Annotated in this window: 21 protein-coding genes and 1 riboswitch; of the genes, 5 read left to right on the forward strand and 16 right to left on the reverse strand. The window is 65.7% G+C overall.

Annotation, left to right across the window (positions count from 1 at the left end; all coding sequences use genetic code 11):
- Positions 1-72: 72 nt before the first annotated feature.
- The 5 genes from A6M56_RS01200 to A6M56_RS01220 form a co-directional block, all read right to left on the reverse strand.
- Positions 73-573: an Hpt domain-containing protein gene (locus A6M56_RS01200; RefSeq protein WP_286757635.1), complete on the reverse strand. Its 501-nt coding sequence runs from the start codon at positions 571-573 to the stop codon at positions 73-75.
- A gap of 65 nt (positions 574-638) precedes the next feature.
- The gene (locus A6M56_RS01205) at positions 639-3,734 is read right to left on the reverse strand and encodes an efflux RND transporter permease subunit (protein WP_104610702.1); all 3,096 of its coding nucleotides are present in this window, start codon (positions 3,732-3,734) and stop codon (positions 639-641) included.
- Between the two features lie 2 nt (positions 3,735-3,736).
- A complete protein-coding gene (locus tag A6M56_RS01210) occupies positions 3,737-4,900 on the reverse strand; it encodes an efflux RND transporter periplasmic adaptor subunit (RefSeq protein ID WP_045220089.1) in 1,164 nt (387 codons plus the stop codon).
- Between the two features lie 4 nt (positions 4,901-4,904).
- On the reverse strand, positions 4,905-6,158 hold the full coding sequence (locus A6M56_RS01215) for a TolC family protein (protein WP_102079471.1): 1,254 nt from the start codon (positions 6,156-6,158) through the stop codon (positions 4,905-4,907).
- A 277-nt stretch (positions 6,159-6,435) separates the two neighbouring features.
- Positions 6,436-6,825, reverse strand: a complete 390-nt coding sequence (locus A6M56_RS01220) for a MerR family transcriptional regulator (protein ID WP_045220091.1) — start codon at positions 6,823-6,825, stop codon at positions 6,436-6,438.
- 89 nt (positions 6,826-6,914) lie between these two features.
- Here A6M56_RS01220 and A6M56_RS01225 point away from each other — a divergent pair, with 89 nt between their 5' ends.
- The gene (locus tag A6M56_RS01225) at positions 6,915-7,337 is read left to right on the forward strand and encodes a hypothetical protein (RefSeq protein WP_102079396.1); all 423 of its coding nucleotides are present in this window, start codon (positions 6,915-6,917) and stop codon (positions 7,335-7,337) included.
- On the opposite strand, the gene A6M56_RS01230 is transcribed toward A6M56_RS01225, so the two are convergent.
- The 8 genes from A6M56_RS01230 to A6M56_RS01265 all read right to left on the reverse strand — a co-directional run bounded on the left by A6M56_RS01230 (position 7,334) and on the right by A6M56_RS01265 (position 12,380).
- Positions 7,334-7,750, reverse strand: a complete 417-nt coding sequence (locus tag A6M56_RS01230) for a BON domain-containing protein (protein WP_102079395.1) — start codon at positions 7,748-7,750, stop codon at positions 7,334-7,336. The genes A6M56_RS01225 and A6M56_RS01230 overlap by 4 nt on opposite strands.
- A gap of 60 nt (positions 7,751-7,810) precedes the next feature.
- On the reverse strand, positions 7,811-8,281 hold the full coding sequence (locus A6M56_RS01235) for a DoxX family protein (protein WP_102079394.1): 471 nt from the start codon (positions 8,279-8,281) through the stop codon (positions 7,811-7,813).
- Positions 8,278-9,036, reverse strand: a complete 759-nt coding sequence (locus A6M56_RS01240) for an HvfC/BufC N-terminal domain-containing protein (protein ID WP_102079393.1) — start codon at positions 9,034-9,036, stop codon at positions 8,278-8,280. The genes A6M56_RS01235 and A6M56_RS01240 overlap by 4 nt, the downstream gene beginning before the upstream one ends.
- The gene (gene bufB / locus A6M56_RS01245; RefSeq protein WP_286757638.1) at positions 9,023-9,892 is read right to left on the reverse strand and encodes an MNIO family bufferin maturase; all 870 of its coding nucleotides are present in this window, start codon (positions 9,890-9,892) and stop codon (positions 9,023-9,025) included. The genes A6M56_RS01240 and bufB overlap by 14 nt, the downstream gene beginning before the upstream one ends.
- Before the next feature lie 22 nt (positions 9,893-9,914).
- A complete protein-coding gene (locus tag A6M56_RS01250) occupies positions 9,915-10,181 on the reverse strand; it encodes a BufA1 family periplasmic bufferin-type metallophore (protein WP_027679010.1) in 267 nt (88 codons plus the stop codon).
- A gap of 248 nt (positions 10,182-10,429) precedes the next feature.
- Positions 10,430-10,960 carry a hypothetical protein gene (locus A6M56_RS01255; protein ID WP_062739555.1) on the reverse strand — a complete coding sequence of 177 codons (531 nt, stop codon included), beginning with the start codon at positions 10,958-10,960 and terminating at the stop codon, positions 10,430-10,432.
- A gap of 113 nt (positions 10,961-11,073) precedes the next feature.
- Positions 11,074-11,325 carry an H-NS family nucleoid-associated regulatory protein gene (locus tag A6M56_RS01260; protein WP_063394406.1) on the reverse strand — a complete coding sequence of 84 codons (252 nt, stop codon included), beginning with the start codon at positions 11,323-11,325 and terminating at the stop codon, positions 11,074-11,076.
- A gap of 155 nt (positions 11,326-11,480) precedes the next feature.
- Positions 11,481-12,380, reverse strand: coding sequence for a DMT family transporter (locus tag A6M56_RS01265; RefSeq protein ID WP_102079391.1), 900 nt, complete (start codon positions 12,378-12,380; stop codon positions 11,481-11,483).
- Positions 12,381-12,503: 123 nt separating this feature from the next.
- On the opposite strand from A6M56_RS01265, the gene A6M56_RS01270 reads away from it, so the two are divergent.
- Positions 12,504-12,956: an Lrp/AsnC family transcriptional regulator gene (locus tag A6M56_RS01270; protein ID WP_062739552.1), complete on the forward strand. Its 453-nt coding sequence runs from the start codon at positions 12,504-12,506 to the stop codon at positions 12,954-12,956.
- 199 nt (positions 12,957-13,155) lie between these two features.
- The gene (gene ggt, locus A6M56_RS01275; RefSeq protein WP_164491332.1) at positions 13,156-14,892 is read left to right on the forward strand and encodes a gamma-glutamyltransferase; all 1,737 of its coding nucleotides are present in this window, start codon (positions 13,156-13,158) and stop codon (positions 14,890-14,892) included.
- Between the two features lie 68 nt (positions 14,893-14,960).
- Here the strand turns inward: ggt and A6M56_RS01280 are convergent, their stop codons facing one another.
- The 3 genes from A6M56_RS01280 to A6M56_RS01290 all read right to left on the reverse strand — a co-directional run bounded on the left by A6M56_RS01280 (position 14,961) and on the right by A6M56_RS01290 (position 18,731).
- On the reverse strand, positions 14,961-16,214 hold the full coding sequence (locus A6M56_RS01280) for a D-amino acid dehydrogenase (RefSeq protein WP_102079389.1): 1,254 nt from the start codon (positions 16,212-16,214) through the stop codon (positions 14,961-14,963).
- A gap of 143 nt (positions 16,215-16,357) precedes the next feature.
- Positions 16,358-16,463, reverse strand: a riboswitch (glycine riboswitch).
- A gap of 64 nt (positions 16,464-16,527) precedes the next feature.
- Positions 16,528-17,328, reverse strand: a complete 801-nt coding sequence (eutC, locus tag A6M56_RS01285) for an ethanolamine ammonia-lyase subunit EutC (protein ID WP_102079470.1) — start codon at positions 17,326-17,328, stop codon at positions 16,528-16,530.
- Positions 17,329-17,348: 20 nt separating this feature from the next.
- Positions 17,349-18,731: an ethanolamine ammonia-lyase subunit EutB gene (locus A6M56_RS01290; protein WP_286757640.1), complete on the reverse strand. Its 1,383-nt coding sequence runs from the start codon at positions 18,729-18,731 to the stop codon at positions 17,349-17,351.
- 130 nt (positions 18,732-18,861) lie between these two features.
- Here A6M56_RS01290 and chrA point away from each other — a divergent pair, with 130 nt between their 5' ends.
- The gene (chrA, locus tag A6M56_RS01295) at positions 18,862-20,100 is read left to right on the forward strand and encodes a chromate efflux transporter (protein WP_102079387.1); all 1,239 of its coding nucleotides are present in this window, start codon (positions 18,862-18,864) and stop codon (positions 20,098-20,100) included.
- A 250-nt stretch (positions 20,101-20,350) separates the two neighbouring features.
- Positions 20,351-21,241 (forward strand): class II glutamine amidotransferase, encoded by an 891-nt coding sequence (locus A6M56_RS01300; RefSeq protein WP_102079386.1) that lies wholly within the window; start codon positions 20,351-20,353, stop codon positions 21,239-21,241.
- The last annotated feature ends 206 nt before the right edge of the window (positions 21,242-21,447 follow it).

Here is a 21,447-nt window from a genome sequence, read left to right on the forward strand (position 1 = left end):
GCGCTGCGCAAAGGGCAGGCCAGTACTTCGGAGAGTGCCGTGGGGGGGCGGATGCAACGACGCGGGTACCGGTCACGCACCCGCGACCGGCGCATCGGGCCACACACAGTCGCGGGCCGCTTGGCGGAACTGGTCTACCAGGCCGCGCAACGCGGCGAGGCCGGTGCGCATGGCCGCTGTGCGTTCGTGATGCGGCCCGACGCCTTGCGCCGTGCGCTCGATGGCGCGTGCCGCATCGCCGATGGACAGATGCCCCAGCATGCGCGCGGAGCCGACGATGCGGTGCGCCGCCTCGATGATGTGGGCGTCTTCACCGCCGCGGATGGCCTTCTCGAGATTGCAGAGGTCCTGTTCGACCGTGTCCGAGAACAAATCGATGATGAAGCGCCATTGCTGCAAGTCGTTGCCGAACAGTTCGGTGAGGGCGCCGATCACTTGCGCGGGGAGTCTGGCGGCGATGTCGGCAGGCGTGGAGGCTGTGGGTTGCATGGTGGCGTAGAGGCGATCAGGGCATACGCACTGTGCCCGCCGAGCCTGCATGCAGCCATCGGAATAATCCGATTCAGCCGGCACCGGAAACAAATCGGGCGCACCGTCGGCAGCCGGCGCGCCCGCTTGTGTTGATTACCGCCGTCGCATCAGGGCAGCATGGCCGCCGTCGGTGTCACGTCGGGCTCGCGCGGGGGCGTACCGCGATGGCGGTGCGCCCACGTGAACACCACCGGCAGAACCAGCAGTGTCAGGATCGTCGTCGTCACCATGCCACCGACGATCACCAGCGCCAGCGGACGCTGCGCCTCCGAACCGATGCTGTGCGACAGCGCCGCGGGCAGCAGGCCCAGGCCGGCCAGCATGGCCGTCATGATCACGGGCCGCAAGCGCAGCGCAGCGCCTTCCACCGTGGCTTCGCGCAGGTTTTCGGATTGCGCCAGGCGGTTGACGTACGAGATCAGGATCACGCCGTCCTGGATCGCAATGCCGAACAGCGACAGAAAGCCGATGCCGGCCGAAATCGACAGCGTCTCGTGGGCGATGTGCAGCGCCAGCAGCCCGCCGATGGCGGCAAACGGCACGTTCAGCACTACCATCAGCGCGTCCTTGAAGTTGCCGAAGGTGCTGTACAGCAGCAGGAAGATGACGAGGATGGTCAGCGGCACGATCACCATCAGCTTGCCCTGCGCGACCTTCATCTCGTTGAACTGGCCGTCCCACTTGACGGTGTAGCCCTCGGGCAGGGCGACGTTGCTGCCGACCACGCGTTGCGCCTCATCGACCGCGCTGCCCAGGTCACGCCCGCGCACGCCAAACTTGATGGCGATGTAGCGCTTGCCGAGTTCGCGGTAAATGAAGAACGGGCCGTCGGTCATTTCCACCTTCGCGACCATCGACAGCGGGATGCGCTGGCCGTCCGGCGTGTCGATCAGCAGTTCGCGGATGGCGTCGTACGATGCGCGGGCCTGCTGGTTCAGGCGCACCGCGAGCCCGAACGATTTCTCGCCTTCCAGGATCTGCGTGACCGGCGCGCCGCCGATGGCGTACTGCACGAGGCTCTGTACATCGCTCACGTTGATGTTGAAGCGCGCCGCCGCCTGGCGGTCGATGGACACGTTCAGCGTCGGCTGGCCAAGCTCGCGGAAGATGCCCACGTCCACGAGGCCCGGCACTTTCTTGAGCTGCGCCTGGATCTCGTTGGCCTTGGCTTCGAGCACGTTGAGGTCGTTGCCGAACAGCTTGACGGAGTTCTCGCCCTTCACGCCGGAGAGCGCCTCGTCCACGTTGTCCTGGATGTACTGCGAGAAGTTGTATTCGATGCCCGGGATCTTCTCCAGATGCTTTGACAGGCGCTCGACGAGCTTGCCCTTGGTCATGCCATCGGGCCACTTGTCGGGCGCGGCAAAGTACAGGCCGTACTCCTGGTTGAATACGCCCGTGGAATCGGTGCCGTCATCCGGGCGGCCGATCTGCACGGAGACCTGCCTGATTTCCGGCTGCTTGACGAAGTACGCGCGCAGATCATTCGCAACCGAAGCCGAGTAATCCAGGTCCACCGTATTGGGCAGCGTGATGCGCAGCCACAGGTTGTTCTCTTCCAGCGTGGGCAGGAACTCCGTGCCGAGGAAGGTGGCGCTGTACAGCGTGAGCAGAAGCGCCGCGATGGCCGTGGCGAACACCGCCATCGGCCGTGCGATCAGCTTGCGCAGCAGCGGCTTGTACCAGCGCAGGATCGCCGTGATGAACGCGGGCGAATGCGGATGCAGCGTCTTTCCGAAGACGAACGACGTGGTAGCCGGCACGAACGTCAGGCTCAGCACGATGGAGGCCATCAGCGCAAAACCCATCGTGAACGCCATCGGCTTGAAGATGATGCCCTCCACCCCGCCGATGAAGAACAGCGGCGAGTACGCCACGATGATGATGCCCGTTGAGAAGATCATCGCGCGCTGGACTTCGCTGGTGGCCTTGACGATGGCGTCGTCCAGTTTCTGGGCGCCTTCCTCGAGGTGACGCATGATGTTCTCCATCACGATCACGGCCGCGTCGACGATCACGCCAAAGTCGATCGCCCCGAGCGAGATCAGGTTGGCCGGCACATGGAAGTGTTCCATGCTGATGAACGACACGCACAGCGCCAGCGGAATCACCGCGGCCACCACGGCCGCCGCACGCAGGTTGCCGAGGAAGACGAACAGCACCGCCAGCACCAGCGCAATGCCCACCACCAGCGTGTGTTCCACCGTACCCATGGTGATGTCGAGCAGCACCTGGCGGTCGTAGAACGGCTTGACCTGGATGCCCTTCGGCAGGATGCCGTTGTTGAGCTCGGCCACCTTTTCGCGCACCTTGGCCAGCACCTCGCTGGCATTGGCGTCGCGCTTGAGCAGCACGATGCCTTCCACCACGTCGGGCTGGTCGTTGTATTGCACCTGGCCCAGGCGCTGCACGTTACCGACCTCCACCTCTGCGATATCGCGCACGCGCACCGGCACGCCGTTGTTGGCGGCCACCACCACGTTGCGGATGTCGTCCACCGTCTGCAGCAGGCCGACGCCGCGCACGACGAACTGCTGCTCGCCGTCGCGCAGCAGGTTTCCGCCGGTGTTGTTGTTGGCATTGCCGATGGCGGTGATGAGCTGCGACAGCGTGATGGCGTACGACTGCAGCTTCGCCGGCGATGGCACGATGTGATACTCCTTCACCTTGCCGCCGAAGGAGCTCACATCTGCGACGCCCTGTACGTGCTTGAGCTCCTTGGTGATGTCGTAGTCCTGGTAGCTCTTGAGCGTAGTGAGGTCCACGCCGTCGCCCACGAGGCGAAAGCGCATGATCTCGCCGGTCGCGTCCGAGTCGGGGCTCAGCGACGGCTGTACGCCGGTCGGCAGGTTGGCGCTGGCCAGGTACTGCGAAAAGTTCTGTCGCGCCTTGAAGCTGTCGGTGCCTTCCTTGAACTTGAGCGTCACCACCGACAGTCCGAACAGCGACACCGAGCGGAACGACTGCACATCGGGCACACCGGCCAGCGCATTCTCGATCGGGATGGTGATCTGCTGTTCAACTTCCGTCGTGCTGCGGCCCGGCCATTGCGTGATGGCCTGCACCGACAGCGGCGCCACGCCCGGATACGCCTGCAGCGGCAACTCGCGAAATGACAGCACGCCCGCCACCAGCAGCGCGATCGCCAGGAAGACGATCAGCAGCCGGCGCTTGAGGATGCCCGCGATGGGGTTGAAGCCCATGCCTACGCCCCCGCCTTGACGATCATCTCGTTGAGCAGCGCGGCGCCGCGCACGACCACCTGCGATGAGGCATCCAGCCCCGCCGTGACCGCAAAGTTGCCGTCGGTACCGGTGTCCTTGCCCTGTACCTGGACGCGCTTGAAGTGCCTGGCGTCGCTCTGCACGATCACGTAGTAGCTGCCGTGGTCTTTCACCAACGCCGATTTGGGCACCACCGTGGCCAGGCCGCTGCCGGTCTGGATGCGCGCCGTGGCGTACATCTCGGGACGCAGCAGGCCGTCGGGGTTAGGCACGTCGCAGCGCACCGTGAGCGTGTGCGTGGCCGGATCGATGTTGGGCGCGATAAAGCTCACGCGGCCCGTGAACTCGCGCTGCGGATAGGCGGCGGTGTGCAGCGAGATCGGCTGCCCGATGCGCACGCTGGCAATGTCGTTCTCGTACACATTGCCGGTGAACCAGAGCACACGCGTATCAACGATGCTCATGAACGAATCGCCGACGTTCAGGAAGGCGCCCGGGTCCATGTTGCGCTTGACGATGGTGCCCGAGATGGGCGCGCGCAGCGTCAGGTGCTCGGCCGGTGCGCCGCGCCGGGCGATCTGCGCGACTTCCGCGTCGTTCAGGCCCAGCACGTGCAGGCGGTTCGCGGCGGACTGCGCCGTCATGTCGGCGTCGTCCTGCAATTCCTTCATGTTCGAGCTTTTGAGCTGGCGCGCGGTATTCAGTGCGAGCAGGTATTCCTTCTGCGCAGAGACGAAGTCCGGCGCGTACAGCTCGGCAATCGGCTGGCCCTCGCGCACCTGCGCCCCTTCGAACTGCAGGATCTGGTCAAGCCGGCCGGCCACGCGAGCCGAGGCCAGCTTCGTGCGCTCGGCGTTGTAGGCCAGCTTGCCCGGCGTCGACAGCTCCACCGGCACCGCCAGCTGGCTGACCTGCGCCACCTTCACCTGCTGCGGGTCAAAACCGCCTTCGGGGATCTCGACCGAGTCGGGTTTCGGGCGTGCGGGCGCGTTGCTCGCCAGCGTGGAGCCGGCGCCCAGGGTCGGCCTCGTCGTGTCAGCGGGGGCAGCGGCCGGCCACTTGCGCCCGACCACCACGCCCACGGCAACGGCAGCCGCAAGGGCGATCACTGAAACGACAGTGGCGAGGGGAGAGAACGTCTTCATGGTCTTATTGAGCTTGAACGGGCGATCGGCCCGTGGCCGCGAGCAGCGCGTGATAGGCCTGCAGGGCCGTGGCCTGGGCCTGGGCGACCGCCAGCTCGGCGTTGCGCAGCGCGCCCTGGGCGGTGAGCAGATCGTTGAAGTCGGCGTTGTTGCTGGCGTAGTTCGTCATCGTCACGCGATACGCCGCCAGCGCCTGGGGCAATTGCCGCTGCTTGTTGAAGTCGAGCTGTGCAAGCGTCTGGCGCAGCGTGTTGTAGGCCGTATCGACCGCGAGCAGCGTCTGCTGGCGCACCGACACATCGTTAGCCTCGGTGGCAATCTGGCTCTCCACCGCCTGGTTCACGCCGTACTTCTCTTTGGTGAAAAACCAGAACGGGATGATCACGTCCAGCTCGATCTGGTAGCTGTTCGGGCGCACGCCGTAGGGCGGGTTGTCGGTGGTGACGGTGGCGATGACCTGGAAGTCGGGCAGGTAGGCCTTGCGCGCCAGCGTCACGCTCTTGCGCGCGGCGTCCATCAACGCGGCCGATGCCTTGATCGACGGATGCTCGCGCAGCGCCTGGTTCTCCAGCTCGGGCAGCGGCTCTTCGGGCAGGTGCACGGATTCGTCGTCGGCGCGCAGCACGAGCGGAAAGCTCGGCTCCTTGCCGATCAGCGTGTTGAGCGTCTGCAGCGTGCTGTCGTACTGGCGCTGCGCCGCGAACAGGTCATTCTGGGCGCTGCTCTGCATCACCTGCGCGTTGAGGTAATCGGCGTACGCCGCGGCGTTGTTGGCGTAGCGCACCCGCGCGATCTGCTTGACCTGCTCCAGGCGGGTGATGGTCAGCTTCTGCACATCGATCTGCTTCTGCAGCGCGATCGCCTGGTAATACGTGGTCGAGAGCTGCGCATACAGCTGCAGGTACAGTGCATCGGATTGCGCGTTCAGCGATTCCGCCTGGCGGTCGGCGATCTCGGCGGCCAGCGCCTTCTTGCCCGGAAATGGAATCTGCTGCGTGAGGTTGTACTGGCTGCCGCCCGCGCGGTTGACGGCCAGCGGGAAGCCCTTCGGGATGCTGTTCCAGATGTAGCCGAGCTGCGGGTTGTTCGGCGCCGCCAGTTGCGGCGGGATCGACTTGGCCGACAGGTAGTTGTGGCGCGCCTGGATGAGCTGCGGATTGTTGCTCTTGAGTTCCTGCAGCAGCTCAACGAGGTTGAAGCCCGGGCCCGTTACGCCGGGCACGGATGGCTTGATCGGCGGCATGGCCGCCACCGGCAGGCTGGCTGCCGCGGGTGCCGGCGCAGCGCCCCATGCAGCGGCAAGTGGCAGGCACGCCGCCGCGCACAGCACGGCCTTTACCAGCGGATGGAACGCAACCCGATGTTTCACTGCAACTGACTCCCCTTGTAACGGGAGCGTTTTTACTGGCGCGATCTTTCAAGCGCCTTTCACGACTCAGCCTGTCGTCACGACGCATGAGACCGCCCGCAAACCGCCCCCCGCAGCGGCAGTCTGCGACAGTCATATGACAAAACAAGGCGGCCGCGGGGCGGGCTCAGGTGGTTGCGAGAGGGCAGCGCATGCCGACGCGCGCGGCAAGTGCGTCGCGCATGGCTTGCAGGCTCGCGATGCGGGCGTCGATGGCCGCCAGCTTGTCCCGAAGCAGGGCCGCGACGGCCGCATCGGTGTCGGGCTGCTGCCACACCTGCGTCATCCCGTCGCCAATTTCAGCCAGCGTGAAGCCAAGTTGCTGGGCCGTCCGCACATAGCGGACGAGCTCCACGGTCTGCGCCGGGTAGGCGCGATAACCGTTGCTGCGCCGCCGTGCACGGATCAAACCGCGCGCCTCGTAAAAACGCAGGCCATCGCGCGATACGCCCGTCGCGGCAGACAGGTCGCCAATGGAAAGCTCGTCTCGGTGTGGGGGCAGGGGCGGGTGTGACATGGCGCTTTGACAAGGATCGGGACTTGACCCTTGAGCGTACACCAGCCTTTAACGTGGCGGCTCATCCACTTTACAACCGGAGTTTCGCCATGGTTTCCGAATCGACGTTCGTGCGCCTCGTGCGGGCCAGCGGCTGGTACGACCTGATCGTCACTGCGCCGTTTGCCACGCCGTGGAGCTTCATGCTGCTGCACAACGCGCTCAATGCGGTGGCGGGGGTGCTGGGCATTGCCGGTCTGCCGCCGTTTGAGCCGGCGCACATGCTGATGGCCAACCTCATGGGGTCGGTGGTGTGCGTGTGGTCTGTGCTGCGGATACGCCACCCCAGCGTTGCGCTGGGCCGGTATGACGCCGTTGCGCGCACCCTGTTTGCAGCCTGGCAGGGATACGCATTGGGCTCGGGCGCCACGCTGCTGGTGGTGCCGTTCATGGTGGCCGAGGCTGGTTTCGGCCTGCTGCAGGCCATGCCGGTGCGGCGCGTGCCCGTCCACACCGGGGCGCAGACGGCCTAGCGGGCAGCCGGAGCGCTGGCCGGTGCCTCGGGCGGCAAACCCGCCGGAATCAGCGGCCCGCCGCCCAGCACCTGCGAGCGCGAGAGCACGCGCAACTGGTTATCAAATTTGGCCGGGTCGACGAAGCGCTTGACGTCGTCGCCCGCACGGCGGGCCATCTCGGGCGTATCGACCCAACCCGTGAGCGTGACCTTGCCTTCCGGCGTGGTGTGGATGCGGATCTGGCGCGGGTTGAGGGCTGTGTCGTAGTCCAGCGCCGCCTTGACCTGGTACGCCAGCAGCGAGTCGTCGGTCATGCGGGCGCCGGTGCTGTTCGGGCTATCGCCCCAGGCGCAGGCTGCGAGCAGGACTGCGGCGCCAATGGCAGCCAACACACCGGCCGAGGCCGCGAAGGGCAACTGAGGGAAGCGCATCGATGCTCCTGAAGAGATGGCGGAGAACCACATGATAAGCCCGCCGCCACCGCAATCCGCTTAACGCAAGCGGCGTTGCCAAAGGGTCTGTGCCGCAAGCCCACCCGGTCCGATGGTCGCCACGAGCGCAATCAGCACGCCCCACACGAAATGAAATTCGATGGCCGAGCCCGACAGATTGGCCCAGTACGACACCGCCGCCACCACGTTGACGAAGAACAGCCCGGCAGCCGCCAGCCTTGGCACGATGCCGGCCAGCATCAGAGAAGGGAAAACCAGTTCGCCGAACGTGCCGAGCGCTGCTGCCAGTGCGGGCGGCAACAGCGGCACTTTGTATTCCTCGGTGAAGAGCAGCACGGTCGTGTCCCAGTCGTGCAGCTTGGTCAGGCCCGAGCGGAAGAACACGTAGAAGAGATACGCCCGGGCGATCAACAGGATGACCGAACACAGCGTGCTTTGCGGACCGGCAAGCCGGTCGAACGACGCGCGCAGGCGCGTAAGCGGGGCAAACGTCGTGGTGAGGGTGTTCATGGCGTGTCTCCAGTAGACGAGGGTGTTGGGCAGGCAGACAGTGCGAGCAGCCCCGAGCGATAGAGGCCGGACAGGCATGCAGTCAGATCAAAATCCGGGCGCTCGGCCAGGGTGGTTTCGAGCGCGGCCTGAAGCGAGGTCTCCGCTTCGCAAGCGGCGAGGAACGTGGCGGTCGGGGGATCGACATCGAGCACGGCAACGCGATGCCCGCGCACGGCAATCGCGGCGGCTTCGCCGACGCCCAGGTCGATTGCATTGAGCGCGATGGTTTCGCCCGGCTGGTGCGCGCGCCAGATCGACACCACGGGCCACCGCGACGCCACCCATTGCGCACCCTCCACCAGCCCCGCGCGGATGGTGTCCGCAGGCTGCGCGAGCAGCGTGGCGTCCGCCGCTTCAACGTGCGCGTCCGGGGCGTAATGCGCCCAATGCACGCACCATTCCAGGCGTGCGACATCGGCCAGATAGGGCACGCTGTGCGCCAAGGGCGATTGCGCAATGACGGCCGGCAGCGCATTTCCGTAGCGATGCAGGTTCGGTGATGTGGAGGCCTGCACGGCAAGCGTGTCGCGCACGAGTGCATCAAAGCAGTCCTCGCCGACGAGCGCGCGGCAGACGGGGTAGGCCCCCGCCAGCGCGTTGCGCAGAATGGCCAGACGCGCGTTGCGGTAGATGGCGATGCCGCGTGTTTCTTCGTCGGTTGCGGCGGCCGTCAGTGCGCCGATGAGGTGCGCTTCCCAGTCAGGCAGTCGCATGGCGTGGCTCCTGCATGACGGCGTTGGCGTGGCGATCGAGCGTCGCCTGGGCGCGCGCCACTTCGCCGAGCAACACCTCCACGGGCGGCAGTTCAGCGTCCCATTCGATCAGCGTCGGGCGCGGGCCGTGCTTGGCAATCCACGCGTCGTACAACGCCCAGACGGGTGCATGCACGGGCGCGCTGTGCGTGTCGATCAGCATGCCGTCTTCCACGCTGAAGCCGGCCAGGTGAATCTCGCCGACCAGCGTTGGGTCGATATCGGCGAGCACCGATTTGACGGTCACGCCGTGGTTGACGCTGTTGACGTACAGATTGTTCAGGTCCAGCAAGATGCCGCAGCCCGTGCGCCGCGCGAGGGCGGTTAGGAAAGCACCTTCGGAGACGGCGTCGTCGGCATCGACCAGCGTGCGGCAGTCGATGTACGCGGCAATGTTCTCGATCAGCAGCGGCCGCTTGAGGATGTCCTGTGCGCGCATGACGTTGGCGCAGACGATCTCGAGCGATTCGCGGGAATAGGGCAGGGGCAGCAGATCGTTGACGACCTGTGCGCCGCTGCGGTTGAAGCACAGGTGCTCGGAAACCGCGGCAGGCGCAACGGCGTCCGCCAGGGCAGCGATGGCGCGAACGTGTTCGACGTCCAGCCCATCTGCGTTGCCGAGCCCCATGCCCACGCCGTGCAGGCTCACCGGCTGGCGCTCTCGCACGGCCAGCAGCGCTGCGCGTGCGGGGCCACCATACAGATAGTTCTCGCTGTGCACTTCCGCCCACGGGAAGCGGGCTTCTCCGTGCAGCAGGGCGGGAAAGTGCGGTGCGCGCAGGCCTGCGCCGGCGCAGGTTGGCAGAGCGGTCTGCATGGCGGTCACCCGGCGTCGCGCGTTACTTGGACGCAGGCTGCATCGTGCCGCCCATCTGCGCGCAGGTGCCGGCCGGCACGTACTTCCACGACATCGGGTCTTTGTCGATCTTCGACTGGCCTGCGCAGGCGTGGGCGCTGCCGGGGCTGGCGCAATCGTTCTGGCCGGCCTTGGCGACGCCGTAGCACTTTTCCTTGCCGGCAGCGTCGGCGGCCTGCACCGGCGTCGACAGTGCGCCCAGCGCGAGCAGGCTACCCAGGGCGGCGGCGATCATGGCGTGTTGTTTCATGGGTGTTCTCCTTGATTGAACAGGTGTCGTTGAACGGCTGGCAGGGCGGAGTCCCTCGCCGTACGGTGCACTGCGGCATCGCGCAGATGTGTTCCGTGCACCTTCGTCGGCGCATGACAGCGTTCCTGACACGGAGAACAGAAATTTTTTTGAGTTTTTTTTTGGGGGGGGAGGGCAAAGAAGGCGAGACGAACCGCCAAGAAAAAAGGCGACCCCAACGGGCCGCCTTCAGGCTGGACAGGAAAAATTTACCGGGCGTGCGCAGCGCGTGTGCGTGCCGCCTTCTTTGCGGCAGCGGAACGACCGGCCGCGCCCTTGGTGGCGGCGCCCTTCTTGGCCGCCGCCGAGCGCTCGCTGCTGGATCGCTTCGACGCCGCGCTATGCGCCTGCTTGGACAGCGACGACTTGGATGCCGCCGAATGGCCTTCCTTCTTCAGCGTGCGTGTCGTGGTCTTGCTGCGCTTGGCCGTGGATTCCTTGCTCGCACTGGCGTGGCTAGTCTTCTTGCCGCCAGTCTTGCTGCCGGCCTTGACGTCGTGTTCTGCCTTCTTGCGGGTGGCGGCTGACGCCTTGCCTTCCCCAGGCGGCTTGACGGCAACGCCGGAGCGGCGCGCCTTGGACAGCCCGATCGCAATGGCCTGCTTGGTGTTTTTCGCACCGTGCTTGCCTTCGCGGATGTGATCCATCTCTTCCTTCACGAAGTTGCCTGCCTGCGTCGAGGCGGCCTTGCCGTGGCGCTTGTCGGTGCGCGCACGTTCTACGGTCTTGCGTTCCGGCATGATGTCCTCCGTTGGGTTGGAGCGTCGGCCGGGCGGAGCAGTGGATCAACAGGACAAACCGGCCGCGCTTGCACTTGCAACCACGCAACAGGCGTACCCGCACGGCGCGGGCATCAGCCCACGCGGAAATGTTCGATGCTCTGTCCTGCGTTGACGGCGCGCTGCAGCCAGTCTGGCATTTCGCCGGTGCCGTCCCAATGCTGGCCGTCGGCGCTCATGTAGACCGGCCCGGCGGGCGGGGGCGGGGCGTCGAAGCAGCCGTGCGCCTGCAAGTCTTCGACGGACAGATCGTAGGTTTGCATTTGCTCCTGGATCCAGGCAATCGCGGCTTCGCGGCCTGGTTCCGGCGGGTGACCTTCCTTCATCTTGTGCGTATGTCTGGAGTTCTTCTGTCCGCCGGCTGCCAGAGGAGGAGAGAGGCAGGCGCAGGGCGCGCCGGGGCGCCAGCGGAAAACGCACAAGAATAACAGCAGTTTGGCGCCGCTTCATGGCGGAGCCAAACTGCGTCCCGAGCCTCGCGCTACTGGGCGGCGGAACCCGTGTGCCCGCGCAGCCACCGGTATGGAGACCACCCGAGGTTCATGCCCGCGGCCGCCAGCAGGATGGCCGTCGCCCCCAGGAACTGCGCAAGCTGCAGCCGATGCCCGAAGGCGACGATGTCCACGATGATCGCCACGATCGGATAGATGAACGACAGCGAGCCGGTCAGATGCGTCGGCAGCCGCTGGATGGCGCCGTAGAGCAGGATGTACATGAGCCCCGTATGCACGACGCCGACGGTGATGAGGATCACCCATGTGTGCGCATCGGCAGGCGGATGCGACAGGTTAGCGAGCGGCGCCAGCATCAGCACGCCCACGCACACCTGGATGAGCGCGATCAGGTGCGGGGGGGTACCAGCCAGCTTCTTTGTAATGATGGCCGCCACCGCGTAGGCGAACGCGGCGCCCAGCGCCAGGGCAATGCCCGTCAGGTAGTCCGATCCGGTGCTGGCCGCAGGCCCCACCTGCACGATCAGCACCACGCCGATGAACGCGATGGCCAGCCAGGTCAGCTTGGTTGCGGTCAGCCTTTCCGACAGGAACAGCGCGCCGAGCCCGACGAGCATGAACGGCTGCGTGTTGTAGACCGCCGTGGCGATCGAGATGGACGCCCGCGGATACGCTGCAAACAACAGCAGCCAGTTGATGACAATGGCCACGCCGCCCAGCGCCGCGATGCCGGTGCGCCGCCACGTGATGGCCCCGCGCAGCAAACCGAGCGCCGCACAGACCGCCAGCAGCGCCAGCGCGCCAAACGCGCAGCGCCAGAACACCACATCCATCACCGGTTGGCCCGAGCGGACGACGAACCAGCCGATCGTTCCGGAAATCGTCATGGCGGCGGTCATTTCCACCGTGCCGCGTGTCTTGTCGTTCATGTGGATTGCCTCGTATGTCGATGTTGGAAGGATCGCATGCGACTGGGCTGCCTTCCATGTGTTTTCTGAGGCAAAATTCCGCTTCCTGCTAATGAAATAAGGCAAAAGTCCTCTGGAGGCGCGATGAACGCAATCGACGACGTGGACCAGCGGATCCTGGACGTTCTGCTGACCGATTCCCGCATCTCGCTCAAGCAGCTGGCGGAGCAGGTCGGGCTCTCGGCGCCGAGCGTGTCGGAGCGGCTGCGGCGGCTGGAGGAGCGCGGCGTGATCCGGCAGTACACGGTCGACCTCGACCCGAAGGCGCTCGGCTACCCGCTGCAGGCCATCGTGCGGGTACGGCCGATGCCCGGCAAGCTGCATATCGTGCAGCGGCTCATCGAAGAGATTCCGCAGATCAGCGAATGCGACAAGGTCACCGGCGAAGACTGCTTCATCGCCCGGCTCTTCGTGCAGTCCATTGACCAGCTCGACCAGATTCTCGACCGCGTGGCCGATCACGCCGAGACCAACACCGCCATCGTGAAGGCCCAGCCGGTACGCCGCCGCGCACCGCCGGTGGCCCGGGGTGGCTGAACCGACCGGCGGCGCGGCAGCGGTGCGGCGGCGCGATTCCGCCTGCCCCCACGCGGAACGTTCGGCGTGCATCGGCGGCGCGGTGCGTCAATACGGGGATGAGGCTATAGTGCGCGAGCGCGCGGCCTGATAACGTTCGCGCGCCAATAACACGCACGCCGGCACAACCGGCGTCCATGAAGGTACCGAAGGAGCTCCTATGCAGAATCCAAGAACAGGCATGCGGTGGATCGCCGCCGCCATCGCGTCGGTCAGCATCACAGCCGTCGCCCCGTCGTACGCCGCATCCGTGGCGCCGGTGGCCGCAGAAAACGGCATGGTCGTCTCGGCCCAGCATCTGGCCACCAAGGTCGGCGTGGATGTGCTCAAGCGCGGCGGCAATGCCGTGGACGCCGCCGTGGCCGTGGGCTACGCGCTGGCCGTGGTCTATCCGGCCGCAGGCAACCTGGGCGGCGGCGGGTTCATGACCATCCAGTTGGCCGACGGGCGCAAGACCTTCCTCGACTTCCGTGAAGTCGCGCCGAAGGCCGCCACCGCAAACATGTACCTGGACAAGGACGGCAACGTCATCAAGGGCGCCTCGACCAAGGGCCACCTGGCCGTGGGCGTGCCGGGCACCGTGTCGGGCATGGAATACGCCCGCCAGAAGTACGGCACCATGCAGCGCGCCGCGCTGGTCGAACCGGCCATCCACCTGGCCGAGAAGGGCTTCGTGCTCGACCAGGGCGACGTCGACATGCTGCATACCTCCACCAAGGACTTCCAGGAAGACGCCGCCACGGGCGCGATCTTCCTGAACAAGGGACAGCCGTTCCAGGTGGGCGAGAAGCTTGTGCAGCGCGACCTGGCCAAGACGCTGCGCGAGATCAGCAAGAAGGGCACCGACGGCTTCTACAAGGGCTGGGTCGCCGAGGCCATTGCCGCATCGAGCAAGGCCGGCGGCGGACTGATCACGCAAGAAGACCTGGCCAGCTACAAGACCCGCGAACTCGCGCCGGTCGAGTGCGACTACCGCGGTTATCACGTGGTGTCGGCCCCGCCCCCGAGCTCGGGCGGCGTGATCATCTGCGAAATGCTCAACATCCTCGAGGGCTATCCGCTCAAGGAACTGGGCTGGCATTCCGCGCAGGCCACGCATTACCAGATCGAAGCCATGCGCCACGCCTATGTGGACCGCAACAGCTACCTGGGCGACCCCGACTTCGTGAAGAACCCGCTGGACCGCCTGCTGAGCAAGGACTACGCGGCCAAGATCCGTGCCGTGATCGACCCGAAGAAGGCGGGCGTGTCGAAGGACATCAAGCCAGGCGTCGAGCCGCATGAGGGCAGCAACACGACGCACTACTCGATTGCCGACAAGTACGGCAACGCCGTGTCGGTCACGTACACGCTCAACGACTGGTTTGGCGCCAAGGTCACGGCCGCCAAGACGGGCGTGATCCTGAACGACGAGATGGACGACTTCACCGCCAAGGTCGGCGTGCCGAACCTGTACGGCCTGGTGCAGGGCGAAGCCAATGCGATCGCCCCGGGCAAGCGCCCGCTGTCGTCGATGAGTCCGACCATCGTCACCAAGGACGGCAAGCCCGTCATGGTGGTGGGCACGCCCGGCGGCAGCCGCATCATCACGGCCGTCATGCTCACCATGATTAACGCCATCGACTACGGCATGAACGTGCAGGAAGCGGTGGATGCGCCGCGTTTCCACCAGCAGTGGTTGCCGGACGTGACCAACGTCGAGCCGTACGCACTGTCGCCCGACACGCGCAAGATCCTGACCGACATGGGGCACAACCTGGGTGCACCGCAGCCGGCTAACCATCTGGCGGCGATCATCATCGGTGCGCCGTCGCTGGGCGGCAAGCCGGTCGGCAACAACCGCTTCTATGGCGCGAATGACCCGCGTCGCAACACGGGGCTGGCAGCCGGCTATTGATCGGCATTGCAGCACCCGCAGTACGAAAAAAAGCCCGCCGAAACCTGGCGGGCTTTTTTTGTTTGCGATCAATGCAGCGGGCAGTCTCGCGCGATCACGTCGCCCACCATGGCAGCGGTCGCGCCAGACAGCGTCCAGCCCAGGTGCCCGTGGCCCGTGTTGTAGAACACGCGCGCGTGCCGCCCACGGCCAACGCGCGGCATCATGTCCGGCATCATCGGGCGCAAGCCGGCCCAGGGCACCACACGCGATGTGCCAATCGCAAAGTTGCGGCGCGTCCATGCCACCAGCGGTTCGATGCGGTCCGCACGGATGTCGCGGTTGTAGCCATTGAACTCCGCCGTGCCCGCCACGCGGAAGCGGCCTGCGCCCAGCCGGCTTGTCACGATCTTCGCGCTCTCATCGAGCAAGCTGACCCACGGTGCGCCTTGAACGCTGGCATCGTCGTCCAGGTGGACCGTGATCGAATAGCCCTTGACCGGATACACGTTGATGCGATCGCCCACCAGCTGTGCGATATGCCGACTGCCCACGCCCGCGCACACGACCATCGCATCGGCGGCAAGGTCCTGTATGACATTCGCCGCGCTGGTGGAAAGGCGGTCATCGAGCGTGGTTTGCAACAGCAGGCGCACGCCGCTTGCGGTGGTTTCCACATCGCGCACATCCACGCCGTGCATGAACCGCACGCCGCGCTTCTCACACGCCTGCGCCAGGCCGCGCGTGAATTTGTGGATGTCGCCCGTGGCGTCGGATGCGGTGAAGTAGCCGCCGTAGTAATTGCCGCGCAGCGTCGGCTCAATGGCGGCAATCTCCTCGGGGCTCACGGCGTGGCGCTCAAGCCCGCCGGCGACGAGCAGTGCGTTGGCCTTGCCTGCCGCCGCAAAGCTGGCCTTGTCGTGATAGACGTGCAGAATGCCGCGCTTCTGCAGGTCGAAATCGATCTGCTCCCGTTCGGCCATCGCAAACAGATGCTTGCGTGCCTCGATGGCCATGCGCGTGGTTTCGATGGTGTTGCGCCGGTAGTGCGCGATGTTGGCGACGAACTCGCCGATCCAGGAGTATTTGTGCCACGAGGGCTTGGGGTTGAGCAGCAGCGGAGCGTCGTTGCGCAGCATCCATTTGATGCCCTTGAGCAACGTGCCGGTGCTGTTCCAGACTTCAGCGTTGCTGGCGGAAAGCTGGCCGCCGTTGGCGAACGAGGTTTCCATGGCCGGATACAGGTGGCGGTCGAGCACCGTGACCTGATAGCCGAGTTGCGAGAGCGTGTAAGCGGTCGTGACGCCGGATATGCCGGCGCCGACGATGACGATGTGCGTCATGGCGATCCCTATGGAGTGATGTCATGACCGGACGATCCGGTCGGCTCACCCCATCTGTCTTGGGACCTGAGAGCTTGGGCATCAGCAGCGCTGGCGCCTTCCCCTTCGGTGGGCGCGCGTGCACGCCTCTCTCCAGATTCGCAGTCGACGCCACAGTCCTTTTGCCTGAGAGTTTCCGGGGTGGTTGCTCCATCGGCGCCGGGCGGTGCGCGTATGCGCGTTGGGCCCGGTCTCTCCTGCGGCGTGTTGCAGCTGTCGTTGGTGCGTCAGCCGCGCCTGCGTGCTGCCGGTGTGGGCAGCGGGAGGGAGTGTGTCATGGGCTCTGCCGTTCGGCAAGTCGGGCCGTACCCGAGGCAACCGCAGGAACGGGTGGGGTATCGTCCTTCAGGTCGACGCCGCTGCGGCCGAGCGCCAACGCGCCGTTGAGCAGGAACACCAGCCGGCTCGCTGCCTGGTCATAGGACAAACCTGCCGGCCGCACATTGGAGATGCAATTGCGTTCAGCATCGGAGCGGCCAACACGCGGCGCGTAGGTCAGGTAAATGCCCAGGCTGTCAGGCGAACTCAGCCCCGGCCGCTCACCGATCAGCATCACCACCTGCCGCGCGCCCAGCAGCGCACCGATCTCATCCCCCAGCGCAACGCGGGACTGCTCGGCGATGGCGACTGGACCGATCGACCGGCCGGCCGGCAGACGCTCACGCACGCTGCAAAGCAGCGGCACGGCATGGCTTTGCACCGCCAACGCGGAGAGCCCATCGGCAATCACGAACACCACATCGAACGGCTGCGCTGGCCGCAATGCGCTGAGTCTTGCGCGGCTGGCTTCGTCAAGACGGCGGCCAAGGTCGGGACGGCGCAGATATTCCGCGCGATCCGCAGCCGCGCTGTGCGCCGTCACCGCTGTGAAGCCCGCTTCCCCAAGTGCGACCGCAACTGCTGCGCTATCGAGCGGCAGGTGCACGGCATCGCGCGCCTGGGCATGCGCTACGCCGAATGCCAGCACGGCGTCGGTCGTCTGGCTGTTGCCGGCGCGGCCCAGCGCGATACGGGCGTCGGTAAAGGCGCGCAGGTGCGCCCACGGATTGGGTTGAACGAGCGGGTGTTTCGGCATGTTCGGCTTCTCCACCGAGTTCACAGTGCGTGAGCCAATTGCAGCAGCGGTTGCCGCGCCGTGGCGTCTTGCAGGCGGCCGGCAGCATCGACGATGCCCATGCTTTGCAGCCACGCCTCGAACTCCGGTGCAGGCCGCAGGCCGAGCGTGTCGCGCAGATAAAGGGCGTCATGAAACGACGTGCTCTGGTAGTTCAGCATGATGTCGTCAGCGCCCGGCACGCCCATGATGAAATGGATGCCCGCCACGCCAAACAGCGTCAGCAGCGTATCCATGTCGTCCTGATCGGCCTCTGCGTGGTTGGTGTAGCAGACGTCGCAGCCCATCGGCAGGCCCAAGAGCTTGCCGCAGAAGTGGTCTTCCAATCCGGCGCGGATGATCTGCTTGCCGTCGTAGAGGTACTCCGGGCCGATGAAGCCGACGACCGTATTCACCAGCAAGGGCGAGAACGCCCGCGCTACGGCATAGGCCCGCGCTTCCATCGTTTGCTGATCGACGCCGTGGTGCGCGTTGGCCGACAGCGCGCTGCCCTGGCCGGTCTCGAAATACATCACGTTGTTGCCGACCGTGCCGCGCGAGAGGCTTTGCGCTGCGTCATGCGCTTCGCCCAGCAATGCGAGGCTGATGCCGAACCCCGCATTGGCTTGCTCGCTGCCGGCCACCGACTGGAATACCAAGTCGACCGGGGCGCCTTGGTCAATGGCGCGTATGGTGTTCGTCACGTGGGTCAGCACGCACGACTGCGTGGGAATGGCGTAGCGGTTGCGCATCTCATCCACCAGTTGCAGCAGCGAAACGATGGCGCCGAGATTGTCGCTGGCGGGGGTGATGCCGATGGTCGCGTCGCCGCAGCCGTAGAGCAGGCCATCGATGATCGACGCAGCAATGCCTTTGGGATCATCCGTCGGGTGATTGGGCTGCAGCCGGACTGACAACCGGCCCGGCAACCCGATGGTGTTGCGAAAGCGCGTGACCACGCGGCACTTGCGGGCTACGGCGATCAGATCCTGGTTGCGCATCAGCTTGCTGACCGCGGCGGCCATTTCCGGCGTGATACCGGCGGCGACGCTCGTCAATGTCGCGCTGTCGGTCTCGTGCAAGAGCAGCCAGTTGCGAAATTCGCCCACGGTGAGCGAGGCGATCGGCTCGAAGGCCTGCGCGTCGTGCCGATCCAGAATCAGGCGCGTGACCTCGTCCTCTTCATACGGCACCAGCGCTTCGTTGAGGAAGACCGACAGCGGCACGTCCGCCAACGCCATCCGCGCAGCCATGCGTTCGCCCTCGCTGGCCGCGCCCAGGCCCGCCAGGTAGTCGCCGGAGCGAGCTGGGCTGGCTTTGGCCAGGAGCGTCTTGAGATCGTTGAACACATGACGCTGTGCGCCAATGGTGTGGGCAAAGTGCATGATGGGATACGCGGCAGAGTCCGATGACGGTGACGGTGACGGCGAGGCCTATCCTGCCACTTTAGTGGCCTTCCAAGCCATGGCGGCAATGTTCTAATACGCGTTTCTTAAACATCGATATCCCGCCCCGATGACCGCTTCCGCCACACCGTCCCGTACACATCGAGCGGGCTCTGCCATGGAAGTGCTGACGGTCTTTCTCAAACTGGGCCTCACGAGCTTTGGGGGCCCTGTGGCGCATCTGGGGTACTTCCGCCGCGAGTTCGTGGAACGGCGCCGCTGGCTCGATGACGAGGCCTTCACCGACCTCGTCGGGCTGTGCCAGTTCCTGCCGGGGCCGGCCAGCAGCCAGGCGGGGTTTTCCATCGGGTTGCTGCGTGCGGGCTGGCTGGGCGGGCTGGCTGCATGGTTCGGTTTCACGCTGCCTTCTGTCTTGCTGCTGCTGGCCTTTGCCATGGTCGCGCCCAAGCTCAATGGGATGCTCGGAAACGGGCTCGTTCATGGGCTCAAGCTGGTGGCCGTCGCCGTCGTCGCGCAGGCGGTCTGGGACATGGCCCGGCGGCTGTGCCCGGATCGCAGGCGCGCCGCCATCGCGCTGATCACCTTGGCATTGCTGGCCCTGCTGACGACGGTCTACGCCCAACTCATCGTGATCGCCGTCGGGGCTCTCCTTGGCTGCGCGTTGTGCCGCCCTTCGCAGCCGGTGCCGGCAGCGCAAGGAGGAGCAGGGCAGAGGCACGCATTCCACGTCGCGCATGCAGCGAGCATCGGCAGCCTGATGTTGTTCTTCGCGCTGCTGTTCGGCCTTCCTGCCCTGACGCAGGCGTACCCGCTGCTGCCCGCCGAGGTATTCGGTGCGTTCTACCGTTCAGGCGCGCTGGTCTTCGGCGGCGGCCACGTCGTACTGCCGCTGCTGGAACAGCAGACCGTCGCCACAGGCTGGGTGACATCGGCAGACTTCCTGGCCGGCTACGGCGCCGCGCAGGCCGTGCCGGGGCCGCTCTTCACCTTCGCGGCGTTCCTGGGCTGGACGATCGGGCCCGGGCTGAACCACTGGGTGGGCGCCGCACTCGCGACGGCGGGCATCTTCCTGCCCGGGTTGCTGCTGGTGGTGGCGGCGTTGCCGTACTGGCAGGCACTGCGCGCTCGGCCATCCATGGCGGCATTGCTCGCCGGAGTGAACGCAGCGGTGGTCGGACTGCTCGCCATGGCGCTTTACTCGCCGGTGTGGGTGAGCGCGGTGCGTTCGGGCCGGGATTTCGCCATTGCGGCGGTCGCGCTGTTGCTGCTCACGCGGTGGAAAGCGCCACCGTTGCTGGTGGTGGGGCTTTGCGCTGCGGCGGGCATTGCGCAGGCGGCATTTGGGTGAAGACGGTGCCGGCCGGCCATGTCAATGAGGCGGGGGAGAGCGTCCGGGCTGTATTTAACATAAGACAGATTATGCGAAAAAAGGTACCAATTCTCCCGATGCGAACGGTGCGCGTGTCAAGGCAGACCACCACCTCCGCAGAGCTGTTGCGCGCCGAACACGCGCCGGGATTTCTCTGTGCATTCCGAAACGCATTGCATAGACTCCCTTTTCAGGCCGTCTCCTCACCTTGTTTGAAAGGCAATGCATCATGTGTCGCTGGCTGGCGTATTCGGGCAACCCCATTCAGATGGAGACGGTGCTGTTCCGGCCCCGGCACTCACTGATCGATCAGAGCCTGCGGGCGCGCCTTGGCGGCGAGATCACCACCAACGGTGACGGCTTCGGCATCGGCTGGTATGGCCGCCATTCCGATGTGCCGTTCCGCTATCGCTGCCTGCATCCCGCCTGGAACGACACGAACCTGCGTGAAGCCGCCCGCGCAATCCGTTCCCCGATGTTCATCGCGCACGTGCGTGCCGCCACCGATACGCCCGCGCAGGAAACCAACTGCCACCCGTTCCGCTACGGCAGATGGCTCTTCGCGCACAATGGGCTGATCCGCGAATATCCGATGCTGCGGCGCGCGCTGATGATGGAAGTCGCGCCGGAACTGTTTCGCTGGATCGAGGGCTCGACCGATTCGGAGATCATGTTCTTCCTCGCGCTGACCTTCGGCCTGGACCGCGACCCGCGTGGCGCGCTGGAGCAGATGGTCGGCCTGATCGAAGACATCGGCCATCGCCACGGCGTGGAATACCCGCTGAACATGACCGTGTGCGCCACGGACGGCACCCAGATCGTCGCCGCACGCTACTCCAGTGAGCGGGAATCGCGCTCGCTCTTTCACAGCACCTCGTTCAAGCACCTGCACGAGCTCTATCCCGAAGGAACAGCCATCGACGAGGCGGGCGAGGATGCGTTTCTCGTGCTGTCCGAACCGCTGATCGACCTGCCCCACGCCTGGGCCGAGATTCCGGAGGAAACCATCGTCATCGCCAAGGACGGGGTTGTGCAGCACCACCGGTTCGTCCCCCGGCGGCCGGGGCCAGACTTTGCCCTGCCGGCCAACCAGGCGTCTTACGGGCGAGCGGCCAGCTGACGCACCTGAGGAAAGTGGTCACAGCACCACTTCTGCCTCGCTGCCTTCCTCCGCCTTCCACTGAAAGCTCCTGACAAAACGCTGTCAGGAGCCCTGCGCTACCCTCCCCGCCCGGGATTCGTTTCACGCACGAAGCGGATCTCAAGAATCCGTTACAGTTTACGGCTCGAATTCTGATTGCCAGGGCGGCGCGACCGTGTCTCTGC

The organism is Ralstonia sp. RL (genome assembly GCF_001683835.1).
Lineage (GTDB): Bacteria > Pseudomonadota > Gammaproteobacteria > Burkholderiales > Burkholderiaceae > Ralstonia > Ralstonia mannitolilytica.

Coding starts and splice junctions, on each gene's coding strand:
- A6M56_RS01205 (WP_104610702.1), bottom strand. CDS start 3,734: ATGGGCTTCAACCCCATCGCGGGCATCCTCAAGCGCCGGCTGCTGATC.
- A6M56_RS01210 (WP_045220089.1), bottom strand. CDS start 4,900: ATGAAGACGTTCTCTCCCCTCGCCACTGTCGTTTCAGTGATCGCCCTT.
- A6M56_RS01220 (WP_045220091.1), bottom strand. CDS start 6,825: ATGTCACACCCGCCCCTGCCCCCACACCGAGACGAGCTTTCCATTGGC.
- A6M56_RS01225 (WP_102079396.1), top strand. CDS start 6,915: ATGGTTTCCGAATCGACGTTCGTGCGCCTCGTGCGGGCCAGCGGCTGG.
- A6M56_RS01230 (WP_102079395.1), bottom strand. CDS start 7,750: ATGCGCTTCCCTCAGTTGCCCTTCGCGGCCTCGGCCGGTGTGTTGGCT.
- A6M56_RS01235 (WP_102079394.1), bottom strand. CDS start 8,281: ATGAACACCCTCACCACGACGTTTGCCCCGCTTACGCGCCTGCGCGCG.
- A6M56_RS01240 (WP_102079393.1), bottom strand. CDS start 9,036: ATGCGACTGCCTGACTGGGAAGCGCACCTCATCGGCGCACTGACGGCC.
- bufB (WP_286757638.1), bottom strand. CDS start 9,892: ATGCAGACCGCTCTGCCAACCTGCGCCGGCGCAGGCCTGCGCGCACCG.
- A6M56_RS01250 (WP_027679010.1), bottom strand. CDS start 10,181: ATGAAACAACACGCCATGATCGCCGCCGCCCTGGGTAGCCTGCTCGCG.
- A6M56_RS01255 (WP_062739555.1), bottom strand. CDS start 10,960: ATGCCGGAACGCAAGACCGTAGAACGTGCGCGCACCGACAAGCGCCAC.
- A6M56_RS01260 (WP_063394406.1), bottom strand. CDS start 11,325: ATGAAGGAAGGTCACCCGCCGGAACCAGGCCGCGAAGCCGCGATTGCC.
- A6M56_RS01265 (WP_102079391.1), bottom strand. CDS start 12,380: ATGAACGACAAGACACGCGGCACGGTGGAAATGACCGCCGCCATGACG.
- A6M56_RS01270 (WP_062739552.1), top strand. CDS start 12,504: ATGAACGCAATCGACGACGTGGACCAGCGGATCCTGGACGTTCTGCTG.
- ggt (WP_164491332.1), top strand. CDS start 13,156: ATGCAGAATCCAAGAACAGGCATGCGGTGGATCGCCGCCGCCATCGCG.
- A6M56_RS01280 (WP_102079389.1), bottom strand. CDS start 16,214: ATGACGCACATCGTCATCGTCGGCGCCGGCATATCCGGCGTCACGACC.
- eutC (WP_102079470.1), bottom strand. CDS start 17,328: ATGCCGAAACACCCGCTCGTTCAACCCAATCCGTGGGCGCACCTGCGC.
- A6M56_RS01290 (WP_286757640.1), bottom strand. CDS start 18,731: ATGCACTTTGCCCACACCATTGGCGCACAGCGTCATGTGTTCAACGAT.
- chrA (WP_102079387.1), top strand. CDS start 18,862: ATGACCGCTTCCGCCACACCGTCCCGTACACATCGAGCGGGCTCTGCC.
- A6M56_RS01300 (WP_102079386.1), top strand. CDS start 20,351: ATGTGTCGCTGGCTGGCGTATTCGGGCAACCCCATTCAGATGGAGACG.